This is a genomic window from Streptomyces rhizosphaerihabitans (genome assembly GCF_025399795.1).
GTDB classification, from domain to species: domain Bacteria; phylum Actinomycetota; class Actinomycetes; order Streptomycetales; family Streptomycetaceae; genus Streptomyces; species Streptomyces rhizosphaerihabitans.
The window spans coordinates 44668-56151 of the sequence record NZ_JAODTZ010000050.1; the positions used below are offsets into that span (position 1 = coordinate 44668).

Annotated in this window: 10 protein-coding genes; 4 read left to right on the forward strand and 6 right to left on the reverse strand. The window is 70.6% G+C overall.

Translation table 11 applies throughout. The annotated features are described in order from the left end of the window. Window positions 1-16 precede the first annotated feature (16 nt). The gene (locus tag N4G66_RS35585) at window positions 17-874 is read right to left on the reverse strand and encodes a MaoC/PaaZ C-terminal domain-containing protein (RefSeq protein ID WP_261708429.1); all 858 of its coding nucleotides are present in this window, start codon (window positions 872-874) and stop codon (window positions 17-19) included. A 407-nt stretch (window positions 875-1281) separates the two neighbouring features. Between N4G66_RS35585 and N4G66_RS35590 the strand changes: the two genes are divergently transcribed. The 3 genes from N4G66_RS35590 to N4G66_RS35600 are packed head-to-tail and all read left to right on the forward strand — an operon-like array spanning window position 1282 to window position 4147. Beyond that, entirely contained in the window at window positions 1282-2163 is an 882-nt protein-coding gene (locus N4G66_RS35590) for an ABC transporter ATP-binding protein (protein WP_261708430.1), read from the forward strand. After that, window positions 2163-2882 (forward strand): ABC transporter permease, encoded by a 720-nt coding sequence (locus N4G66_RS35595; protein ID WP_261708431.1) that lies wholly within the window; start codon window positions 2163-2165, stop codon window positions 2880-2882. Before N4G66_RS35590 ends, N4G66_RS35595 begins: the two co-directional genes overlap by 1 nt. 14 nt (window positions 2883-2896) lie before the next feature. After that, entirely contained in the window at window positions 2897-4147 is a 1251-nt protein-coding gene (locus tag N4G66_RS35600) for a sensor histidine kinase (protein WP_261708432.1), read from the forward strand. 454 nt (window positions 4148-4601) lie between these two features. Here N4G66_RS35600 and N4G66_RS35605 read toward each other — a convergent pair whose 3' ends face one another. Continuing rightward, window positions 4602-6095, reverse strand: coding sequence for an alpha-L-arabinofuranosidase B (locus tag N4G66_RS35605; protein ID WP_315903733.1), 1494 nt, complete (start codon window positions 6093-6095; stop codon window positions 4602-4604). A gap of 366 nt (window positions 6096-6461) precedes the next feature. Between N4G66_RS35605 and N4G66_RS35610 the strand changes: the two genes are divergently transcribed. Next, complete coding sequence (locus tag N4G66_RS35610; RefSeq protein WP_261708465.1) at window positions 6462-7094, forward strand: response regulator transcription factor; 633 nt, start codon at window positions 6462-6464, stop codon at window positions 7092-7094. Window positions 7095-7312: 218 nt separating this feature from the next. On the opposite strand, the gene N4G66_RS35615 is transcribed toward N4G66_RS35610, so the two are convergent. From N4G66_RS35615 to N4G66_RS35630, 4 genes are all read right to left on the reverse strand, one after another. Next, window positions 7313-8101 carry a hypothetical protein gene (locus N4G66_RS35615; protein ID WP_261708435.1) on the reverse strand — a complete coding sequence of 263 codons (789 nt, stop codon included), beginning with the start codon at window positions 8099-8101 and terminating at the stop codon, window positions 7313-7315. A 29-nt stretch (window positions 8102-8130) separates the two neighbouring features. Then, window positions 8131-8670 (reverse strand): SigE family RNA polymerase sigma factor, encoded by a 540-nt coding sequence (locus N4G66_RS35620; RefSeq protein ID WP_261708436.1) that lies wholly within the window; start codon window positions 8668-8670, stop codon window positions 8131-8133. Between the two features lie 51 nt (window positions 8671-8721). Further along, a complete protein-coding gene (locus N4G66_RS35625) occupies window positions 8722-10140 on the reverse strand; it encodes an MFS transporter (protein ID WP_261708437.1) in 1419 nt (472 codons plus the stop codon). A 150-nt stretch (window positions 10141-10290) separates the two neighbouring features. Continuing rightward, window positions 10291-11484 (reverse strand): lipid-transfer protein, encoded by a 1194-nt coding sequence (locus N4G66_RS35630; protein ID WP_261708438.1) that lies wholly within the window; start codon window positions 11482-11484, stop codon window positions 10291-10293.

Consider the following 11484-nt stretch of genomic DNA (forward strand, 5'->3'; position numbering starts at 1 on the left):
ACGGTTCGTGCAAATGTCAGGCGTGATCGACGACGGTGTCGGCGAGGACCGGCGCGTCGTCCCTTTCGACCGCGCTCACCGCCACCCGGACCCCGTCGTCACGCCGCCACATCCGGATGCGCAGGGTCTCGCCGGGAAAGACGACTCCGGCGAAGCGGGTGGTGTACGAGCGGACGCGGGTCACATCGCCGCCGAGCAGGGTGTCGACGACGGCCTTGAGCGTCATGCCGTACGTGCACAGCCCGTGCAGGATCGGCCGGTCGAATCCGGCGAGCTTGGCGAACTCGGGGTCGGCGTGCAGCGGGTTCCGGTCTCCGGAGAGCCGGTAGAGCAGGGCCTGGTCCTCGCGGATCGGCCGCTCGACGGTTCGGTCCGGTGGGCCCGCCGGCGCTTCGAGGCGGGTGCTGGGGCCCCGGTCACCGCCCCAGCCGCCTTCGCCCCGTACGAAGATCTGGGCGTCGTTCGTCCACAACGGGCCGTCCGCGTCGGCCACTTCGGTGCGCATGACGAGGACGGCGGCCTTGCCCTTGTCGTAGACCGCGGCGATGCGCCCGGTGGCGGTCGCCGTACCCTCGGCGGGGATCGGGCGGTGCAGCCGGACGGTCTGTCCGCCGTGCAGGACGCGGGCGAGGTCGACGTCGACGCCGGGCATGGAGAGGCCGCTGATCACGCCCGGTGAGCCGGCGCCCGCCACGGTGGCGAAGCTCGGCAGGACGTGCAGCCTGGATTCGAGGGTGTAGCGCAGCTCGTCGGGGTCGGTCGCGGGGATACCCGCGCCCAGACCCAGGTGGTAGAGCTGGACGTCCTTGGGGGTCCAGGTGATCTCTCCGGTCCGCGGTTCCGCTGCGACGGCCTTGGCGGCGTCAATGGGCATGGGGCTCCTGACTCGACTGCGCGAAAGACCTCGGTGCGGCCGTCCGCACCGTCGGCCGCACCGAGGTCGACACTGGGCCGTGGAACCCGCTCGTTCTAGAACGCGTTCCAGTCCGGCGAACCCTTGTATAGCCCAGCGCCCATTACTTGTGAAGACTACTGACGCCATGTCAGATCAAGCCGTCACGGCGGCCTTCGCGGGAACGCGTCGCGGCGGGGGGCCGTGACATTTGTCCCGGCCGATCGCCGACAAGTGCATCTGCCGGGGCACGGCCACGGACCTCTAGCGTCGTTCTCATGACACGGACGACGGGGACGACCGCGGGGAGCACGGCGGGACCGAGGGCGGAAAGGTCGGCGGAAACGTCGGCGGGGACACGGACGACGGGGACGGCGACGCCATCGGCCGTGTCCTTCAGGGGCGTGGTCAAGACCTTCGGCGACGTGCGCGCCGCGGCCGGTCTCGACCTCGACGTGGCGTGCGGCGAGACGGTGGCGCTGCTGGGCCGCAACGGCGCGGGCAAGTCGACGGCCATCTCGCTGCTGCTGGGTCTGGACGAGCCGGACGAGGGATCGGTCGCGCTCTTCGGCGGCCGCCCGGAGGAATCGGTGCGCGCCGGACGGGTCGGCGCGATGCTCCAGGACACCCGGCCGGTGCCGAGGGTCACCGTCCAGGAACTGGTCTCCTTCGTGGCGGGACGCTATCCCGCGCCGCTTCCGGTGGCCGAGGCCCTGCGGCTCGCGGGCATCCCGGAACTGGCCGGGCGGCGCGTCGACCGGCTGTCCGGCGGGCAGGCGCAGCGGGTGCGGTTCGCGGTGGCACTCGCCGGGAACCCCGCGCTGATCGTGCTCGACGAGCCGACCGCCGCGCTCGACGTGGAGGCACGGCACGCGTTCTGGGAGTCGATGCGGGCCTACGCCCGGCGCGGCCACACCGTGCTCTTCTCCACGCACTATCTGGAGGAGGCCGACGCTCACGCCGACCGGATCGTCGTCATGGACCGGGGGCGGATCGTCGCGAACGGGACCGGGGAGGAGCTCAAGCGGTCGGCTGGCGGCCATCGGGTCTCCTTCGACCTGGCGGGGCGCGGCGCGGAGGGCCTGGCGCTGCTGCCCGGCGTGGTGGCCGTGGAGGTGCTCGGGGAGCGGGCCCGGCTGCGCACGGACGACTCGGACGCGACGGTGGTCGCGCTGGCCGAACGGGGTGCGATACGCGGCCTGGAGGTCGTCCCCGCGTCCCTGGACGACGCGTTCATGGCACTCACCTCGCATGCTCAGGAGAAGATCTGATGTTCGACTATCTGCGGCTCGAAGTGCGCCGGACGCTGCGCGACACCGGCTTCGTGATCGGCGGTGTCGCGATGCCGGTGATGATGTACCTGCTGTTCACCAACCTCGGCGGTGGCGACGACGGCGGGTGGAAGACGGCGTCGATGGTCGGCATGGCCGCGTACGGCGCGGTCGGCTCGGCGCTGAACACCGGCGGCGGGGTCGCCGAGGACAAGGTGACCGGCTGGCTGCGGCAGCTGCGGGTGACACCGATGACACCGCGCGAGGTGGTGCTCGGGCGCGCGCTGACCGGTTCGGTGACCGTGCTGCCCGCGATCGTCACGGTGCTGGCGGCCGGCGGGCTGGTCAACGGTGTGCGGCTGGAGGCCTGGCAGTGGGCCGCGACGGCAGTGCTGCTGTGGCTCGGCTCGGTGCCCTTCACCCTGCTGGGCCTCGGCAACGGCTACCGGATGACCGCGCAGACCGCGGGTGTCGCGAACATGGTGTGCAATCTGGGGCTCGCGGTGGTCGGCGGCCTGTGGTTCCCGCTCGCCCTCTTCCCCGGCTGGCTGCGCTCGATATCGCCCTACACGCCCACGAACCGCTTCGCGCAGCTGGGTGTGTCGGTCACCGAGGGCCGGGCGCCGGGCCTCGGGGCGGTGGCGGTGCTGACCGCCTGGCTCCTGGTGTTCGGTTCGTACGCTGTGGTCTCGTACCGTCGATCCGCACGAACCGTCTGAACGGGGAACGGGACATGCCCTTGATGAAGAGCATCGGCTGCCAGGTCCGCGGGTGGCGGGCCGAACGGATCCGCTGGAAGGCCGACATGGAACGGTTCAAGGCCGAGCAGCGGGCCGCGCGCAAGAGCGGCGGCGAGATGCCCGAGAACCCGGGCCCGCCGCCGACCGGCTTCGCGCTGCTGCCGTGGCTGCTGCTGGGGATGGGCTCCTTCTCCAATCTCCTCCAGGGCAGGACGGCGCAGCCCTGGATCGGCGGCCTGGGCCTGTTCGTCTTCAACTCCCTGTACATCTACGTGACGTTCCGCGCGTTCGTGAGGACGAAGCGGGAGGCCCGCTCGACCCGGGTGGCGCTCGTCCTGATGGGCGTGATCACCTGCGCGCTGGCCCTCGGGTACGGCGGAAGCTGGCTGTACTTCTTCCCCTTGCTCGGGCTGGCCACCGGGGCGGTGGTGCGCGGCCCCTGGCTCGGGAAGATCGGCCTCGGTCTGACGGCACTCGCCGCGACGGTCTCCGTCGTCCGGGCGGGCTGGGACGCGGTGAACGTCGCCTACGGCACCTTCCTGTCCACGATGGTGACGGCCGCGATCCTCTCCCTCTCCGAGGCGGTACGTGAACTGCGCCAAGCCCGGGAGGAGTTGGCGCGCCGGGCGGTCGAGAAGGAACGGATGCGTTTCTCCCGCGACCTGCACGACCTGCTCGGGCACACGCTCTCCGTCATCGTGGTGAAGTCGGAGGCGGCCCGCCGACTGGCCCCCCGCGATCTGGACGCGGCACTTGTGCAGGTCACGGACATCGAGTCGGTCGGCCGGCAGGCCCTGACGGAGATCCGCGAGGCGGTCACCGGCTATCGCGAGGGCAGCCTCGCCACGGAGCTGGACCGCGCCCGCTCGGCGCTGTCCGCCGCCCGGGTGGAGCCGGTCGTACGGCAGTCGGGGCCGCCCCTCGTCCCGCAGACCGAGGCCCTGCTCGGCTGGGTGCTCCGCGAGGCCGTCACCAACGTCGTACGCCACAGTGACGCGACGCGCTGCGAGATCACCGTCGACGGCACCCCGGACCTCGTCCGTCTGACCGTCTCGGACAACGGCACCGACGCCTCCCCGGCCGATCCCGAGCCGGGCATCGGCGGCACCGGCCTCAAGGGCCTCACCGAACGCCTCGCCACGGCCGGCGGCTCCCTGCGGGCCGGACGGACTCCGCGCGGCGGCTTCGAGGTGCGGGCCGAACTGCCGGTGGAGGCAGCCGACTTGACGGAGGCGTCGATCTGAGCGACGGCCGCTGCGGTACCTACGGGCCGTCGTTCGCACCGGCGGAGCCGACCCTGCCGACGGGCCGCTGACCCGACCCCCGCCGGGGGCACGGCCCGAAGGGTCCGACGGAACACCGCGCGGCGGCGGGCAGGCCCCCACGGGCCGGCCCGTCGTCGCACGGCGACTGCACGGTAGCCGCCGAACCACTCCGAAAAATCAGCGGACTTGGCGTGTCCGTCCAGGGCTAAGGGCTGTCCCGTAATCCCCGGCGGGCGCACGACGACAGCTACGGCACTCCCCCAAGCTCTTCGAGCAGGGGGGACCCCCACGCCGCGTTGTCGGATCGCCCGAATACGCCCAGTATGAGGACGACCCTCCGCCTTGCGATGCTCCCCCACAGCCCGAAAGGCGTGGGAGGGGCCCCCAGCATCTGACGCCGCGCGCTGATCCACCGGGGATTACGGGACAGCCCTTAGGGCGCCCAGGGAGCCGTGACCACCCAGCTCACGTCGTCCGTCCACGAGGTGGTGCTGTCGAAGGCGTTCGAACCGCCATTACTCGCTGTATAGACGTTGTAGTTGTAGTGCCGGATGTATCTCGTCGGGTAGTTGTACGACGCGAACGAGGTCCCCGTTCCGCTCTTGCCGGTCCCGGCGCAAAACGTGGCGTCCTGTCTGAACTGCGCTGTGCCGACCATGGGTTGCCGGAGGAGCTGGTAGTTGTAGTGCCGCAGGAAGTCACCCGGGTAGTTCCGCGACTCGAAGGAGTAGCACGAGCTGTCGGCGAGGCCCCTGCGGACGATCCAGGTGGCGTCGCTCTTGTCGAGCGCCGAACTGCTCGACGTGATCGCCGAGACGACCGCCGCGTTGGCCTGGTGGCGGATGTAGTCGGTCGTGCAGCACGAGGTGGTCGCGCGCAGCGAGATCTCCGACCCGGCCGTCAGCGAACCGGTGATCCCGGTCGAGCCGCCGTAACCGACGGAGACGATGTTCGTCTGCACCAGGTTGTCGGCGGCGTCCGTCGGGATACCGGAGGTCATGACGCCCTCGAAGAAGGACCCTATGGAGCCGTTGCTGTTGTCTCCGCCGGTGCCCAGGACGATCGCGCCCTCCTGATGCATGGGCGAGTAGCCGCTGGTGGTGGGTTCACCCCCGGAATAGGTGGTCGTGAGACTGCCCGATTGGGCGTTGCCGTATTTCAGCGCGAAATGGTCCTGACCGTTGTTTTTCAGCAAAGCGGTCACGAACGGCATCGCCCCGGTGCCGGTGTTCGACGTGTTCTTGCTGTATCCGGAGTCCGACTGGAACAGCCCGTTCTCCAGGTCGGCCTGCACCCAGGGGCCCTGGCCGTAGCAGGGCGAGAACCAGCACTCGGTGCCGAAGTTGATCGCGTCCATGTGGCCGTTGCCGGTGTCCTTGTTGTTCGTCTCGGCGTTGCCGTAGTCGAAGCAGCAGCTGCCGTTGACGTGGGTGCCCGAGGTCACCATGTACATCCCCTCGGCTGCCCCGTTGGTGGCCACGCCCGAGGTGGAGTTGTCCCGGTAGCCCATGCCGGCCGAGATCTCCAGACCGTAGACCTGGTGGCCGCCGGCGGTCACCGGCAGCGCGTCCGCGGGCGCCCCGACATCGGCCGCGCCCGCCCCGCCGGCGCCCTCGACCGTGAGGTCGTTGTGGCGCGCGGACTGGTCGTAGATCTTTGTGATGATGCAGGTGGTACCGGTACAGAAGGAGTCCTGGGCCGCCGCGTTCGCGTACCCGCCGGCCGTCAGGAGACCGATGTTCGCGGTGGCGCTGTCGGAAGCGCGCTGCACCTGGTAGAGCGAGCCGTTGTACGACGCGTAGAGCGCCCTGACGAGGCTGTGCGCGGCGACGCAGGGCGTGCCCGCGGAGGCGTAGACGTCACACGGGAGCGAACCCGCGGCGGTGGCCCGCGGCGCGCCCACGGCGAGCGCAACGACGGCCACCATCACCGACAGCACGGCCAGGGCCGCGCTTCTGAGGCGCTGCAAGCGCACGAAGGATGACAACACGGTGCACCTCTTCCGTTCCTGGTAGGACAGTGCGGGTGCCCGGTCGAAATACCGGACATCGTTCGATCGAAATACCGAACCAATTCCCGGTCGAAATGCCGAACGTTTGCGAAAACCGGATCGGCTCAGGAATTACAAAGGGGAGCGCTGAATTCCGAGGCGATTATTTGCCCGGAGCAGTGGACCGTCAAGACTCGCGGACTCGAACGAGGACGATTTTTTTATCGGCCCCCGACGCGGCCCCCGACGCGCATACCGCGACCGGCCGGGACCTGTCCGCCTTACGCTTGCCCCGTGAACGAGATGCCCCAGGACCACCGGCCCGCCAAGTCCATCCGTGTCCTGCTCGCCGAGGACCAGGGAATGATGCGCGGGGCGCTCGCTCTGCTGCTCGGCATGGAGCCGGACATCGAGGTGGTCGCGCAGGTGTCCGCGGGCGACGAGATCGTGGACACGGCGCTGATCAGCCGGCCCGATGTGGCGTTGCTGGACATCGAGTTGCCGGGGAAGAGCGGGCTGGACGCCGCCGCCGAACTGCGCGAGCAGGCGCCCGACTGCCGGGTGCTGATCCTCACCACCTTCGGCCGCCCCGGATATCTGCGGCGGGCCATGGAGGCGGGAGCCGCCGGGTTCCTGGTCAAGGACGGGCCCGTGGAGGAACTGGCCGAGGCGATCCGGCGGGTGCTGACCGGAGAGACCGTCATCGATCCGGCGCTCGCCGCCGCCGCGCTGAGCGCCGGGCCCAATCCGCTCACCGCCCGCGAGTGCGACGTGCTGAAGGCCTCGGTGGACGGCGCCACCGTCGCCGACATCGCCGGCAAACTGCACCTCTCCGAGTCGACCGTCCGCAACTACCTCTCCTCCGCCATCGGCAAGACGGCCACCCGCAACCGCATGGAGGCGATGCGGGAGGCCCGGCAGCAGGGGTGGCTGTAACCACCGCCGAACGCCCACGCCCCCGCGCCCCGTCCGGCGCGTGGCCGGGACGGGGCGTGGAGGGCGTCAGTCCGGCGGTGAGAGGAAACCGCTGGTGGGAGCAGACTCCGGCCGCCCCCGTCTCGGGTCCGTCGAGGCTGCGTCACGCACCACGCCGGCGGCACCTCCGGGGTCGCCCTCCCCCAATTCGCCTCACCCGCCGCCCCGTTCCCGCCTTCCTACCGCGTCACCTCCGTCGACTTGAAGGACGTACCCTGCGGAGCCAGGCACACGAACCAGCTGTTCGGGGAGCCCTCGACCGCCCGGATCGCGAACGTGCCGGGCGCGCCCCCCTCGCCGTCCGAGGTGTCCCTGCCCAGCACGGTCGTCGTCCCGTCCTTCCAGGTGCAGGTCACACTCCGGGCGGTCTTGGCGACATGGCCGACGACCAGGCGCTGCGGTCCCTTGGAGCCGGGTTGCAGCGGGAGTGCGGCGCTCTCCAGGTCCGTGCCCGCCTGGACGTCCTTCGCGTCGAACGTGTTCTGCACGCTCCAGGATTTCCCCTTCTGAGAGCCCCGGTACACGAAGAACGAGGTCTTGCCGATCAGGTCGGACGCCTTGCTCACGCCCGTCGGCACCTCCTCTTGCTCGATCATCGCCGACAGCTGGCCCTGTGCCTCCGCCGCGTCACGCGGCGCCGCCCACACGTCGACGAAGACCTTCCACGGCTTGCCCTGGTCGGTTCCGCTCGCCAGTACCGTCCGATGCCCGAACAGATCCGGTGTCCCGGTCTGCGACGGCGCCGTCACGGCCGGCTCCACCCGGCCCCCGCTCCCGCCCGGCATCCCGGCCAGTGCCAGCGTCCCCGTCGTGCCGGCGATCACCAGGGCGGTGGCCGTCGCGATCGCCCAGCGGCGGGCCCGCCGGCGTCGGCCGCCGCGGACGACCGCCGCGTAGGGGGCTATGCCGATCTCGACCTCGTCCGCCGCCTCGGCCAGCAGGAAGGCGATGTCCGTTTCCGTCGCCATGCTGTGATTCGTCTCCCGGTTCCCGCTCATCATTTCCGCCCTCCGTGCGTCACCGTGTCCGCCAGGCCCGGTATGACGCGGAGTTTCGCGATCCCCTTGGCCGCGTTGCTCTTCACCGCGCCCACCGAGCAGCCCATCGCCTCCGCCGCCTGGCTCTCGCTCAGGTCCTCCCAGTAGCGAAGAACCACCGCCTGGCGCTGGCGCGGAGGCAGTTGGGCGAGCGCGGTGATCAGGGCGCCTCGGTCGTCGGCGCGGGCGATCGGGTCACCGCTGTCGGGCAGCTCGCGCGCCAGGCCCGAGTCGTCCTTCGGCGCGAGGAACTCCTTGAGTTTTCTGCGGTGTTTGCGAGCGTGCGCGTTGATCATCACGCGCCGCACATACGCCTCCGGTTCATCGGCCGCGCCGACCCTGCGCCATGCCACGTACACCTGCTCCAGCGTCGCCTGGACCAGGTCCTCCGCCGCGTGCTGCTCCCCCGTCAGGAGAAATGCCGTACGCATCAGCCGCGGCCAGCGGCCGACGACGAAACTCTGGAACTCCTCGTCCCGAGCCTGTTTCCGATCCCCCATGAGCACCTCCTAGATGTTTGAAGGAGTCCGCGAGCATCGGATTTCGTTGCCTCACCGCCGCGAGATTCTCCGCGGCAGCCATACGAGCATCAGGACCGCGCCGGCCAGCAGCAGCACCCCGCTGACGCGGAACGCCAGCGCGTACCCGGCGGTCAGGGCTTCCCCGGAGGTGCTTCCTCCCGTACGGGCCGCCGCGATCGTGAACATGATCGCGAGTCCCAGCGAACCGCCCATCACCCGTGAGGTGTTGACCAGGCCCGACACCAGCCCCGCGTCCTGGGGCGCGGCGCCCGAGGTCGCGAGCGCGGCCAGCGGTGTCGCGGCCAGGCCCGCGCCGGCCATCATCAGGATGCCGGGGAGCATGATCGCGGTGAGGTACGGGCCGTCCGCTGTCATGGTCGACTGCCAGCCGAAGCCGGCCGCGGCCAGGAGTGTGCCGAGGACCGCCACGTTGCGCGCCCCGACGACCGGCATGAGGCGCGGTGCCGACTTCGAGCCGATGACCACCGCGAGCGAGCTCGGCACCAGCGCGAGACCCGCGCCCAGCGGCGAGTAGCCGAGCACGTTCTGCGCGTACAGCGTCATGAAGAACCACATGCAGAACATCGCGGAGCCGGAGACGAACATGGCCGCGTTGGCCGAGGACACCGACCGCAGCCGCAGCAGTTTCAGCGGCATCAGCGGCGCCGTGGTCCGCGCTTCGACGACCAGGAAGACCCCGATGAGCGCCGCTCCCGCGCACAGGGGCACCAGCGTCGCCGCCGCCGTCCACCCCTCGGCCTCCGTCTGCACGATCCCGTAGGCCAGCGTCGCGAGGCCGGCCGTCACCAGGAGCGCGCCGGGCAGGTCGAGCCGCCGCCCGTCCCCGGCCCGGCTCTCCACCAGCCAGTGCGCCGCGCCGGCCAGCACCACCGCGCCGATGGGCACGTTGATGAGAAGTACCCAGCGCCACGACAGCCCGTCGACCAGCAGTCCGCCGACGAGTCCGCCCGCCGCGCCGCCACCGGCGCCGACGGCGGTCCAGGTCGCGATGGCCCGCGCGCGGGCGGCGCCCTCCGGGACGGCCGACGTCAGGATCGTCAGTGTCGAGGGCGCGAGCACCGCGGCCCCCAGGCCCTGTGCGGCCCGCGCGAGAAGCAGTTGGGTGCCTTCCTGGGCGAGGCCGCCGCCGACCGAGGCGAGCGTGAAGAGCGCGAGGCCCACCAGGAACATCCGCTTGCGCCCGTACAGGTCGCCGGCCCGCCCGCCGAGGAGCATGAATCCGGCGAAGGCGATCGAGTAGGCGTTCACCACCCACTGCAGCCCCGGGCCGCTCAGCCCCAGGTCGGTCCGCATGGAGGGCAGGGCCACGTTGACGACGGACACGTCCAGGACGACCAGGAACTGTCCGGCACACGCGAGCGCGATCACCACCCAGGTGGGTGGCGCGATACGGGCTGATATCCGGGTGTCTTCAGCGGCTCGGAGCATGGGTGTCATGCTCTCAACCGGCTTACGGTCCTTGCATCAGGATTTCGACGCAGACGGGCGTGCGTCACCAGACCGGGGACCCACGCGGGTCAGGGGTACGACAGTCAGGTGCCGGGCCGGCTGCGGCACGGCGCTCGGTGCCCGTGCTGCTCAGGCCCCCGCGCGCAGCAGCGTGACCACCGCCGCGCCGCCCAGCCCGATGTTGTGGGCGAGCCCGACCCGCGCCCCCGGCACCTGCCGCGCTTCAGCCTCTCCCCTCAACTGCCATACGAGTTCGGCGACTTGGGCGATTCCGGTCGCCCCCAGCGGATGCCCCTTGGAGATCAGCCCGCCCGAGGGGTTCACCACCCAGCGTCCGCCGTACGTCGTGGCCCCCGACTCGACGAGTTTGCCCGACTCCCCCTCCCCGCACATGCCGAGCGCCTCGTAGGTCAGCAGTTCGTTGATCGAGAAGCAGTCGTGGAGTTCCACGACGTCCACGTCCTCGATGCCGAGTCCGGAGCGTTCGTACACCTGGCGCGCGGCTTCCCGCGACATCGGCTGTCCGACGACGTCGATGCAGGAGCCGGAGGCGAAGGACTCCTCGGTGTCGGTGGTCATCGACTGGGCGACGATTTCGACCGCCCTGTCCTCCAACGCGTGCCGCTCGGCGAACCGTTCGGACACGACGACGGCCGCGGCCGCTCCGTCCGAGGTGGGCGAGCACTGGAGTCTGGTCAGCGGCCGGTGCACGGCCTTGGCGGCGAGGATCTCGTCGACGGAGTACACGTCCCGGAACTGGGCGTACGGGTTGTGCGCCGAGTGGCGGTGGTTCTTGGCGCCGACGGCGGCGAGCTGGGCCTGTGTCGTGCCGTACCGCTCCATGTGCTCGCGGGCCGCGTCGCCGAAGATCTGCGCGGTGGGCGGGGACATCTCGAAGCCGTGCCGGGCGGCCATGATTCCGTAGTGACGGGCGACGGGCGACGTCGAGAAGTCCCCGCCGTCGGCGCCCGATCCGAGCACCCCCCGTTTCATCTTCTCGAAGCCCAGCGCGAGGACACAGTCGCAGATCCCGCCCGCCACGAACTGCCGGGCCAGCATCAACGCGCTCGCCCCGGTGGCGCAGTTGTTGTTGACGTTGTACACGGGGACGCCGGTCAGGCCGAGTTCGTAGGCGGCGCGCTGACCGGCGGTGGAGGCCTGGAAGCAGTAGCCGACGGGCACCTGTTCCACGTCCGTGTACGAGATCCCCGCGTCGGCGAGGGCGCCCGAGCCGGCCTCCCGGACCATGTCCCAGTACTGCCACTCCCGGGTCTCGGGCTTCTCGAACTTGGTCATACCGACACCGACGACGTACGTCTTCAT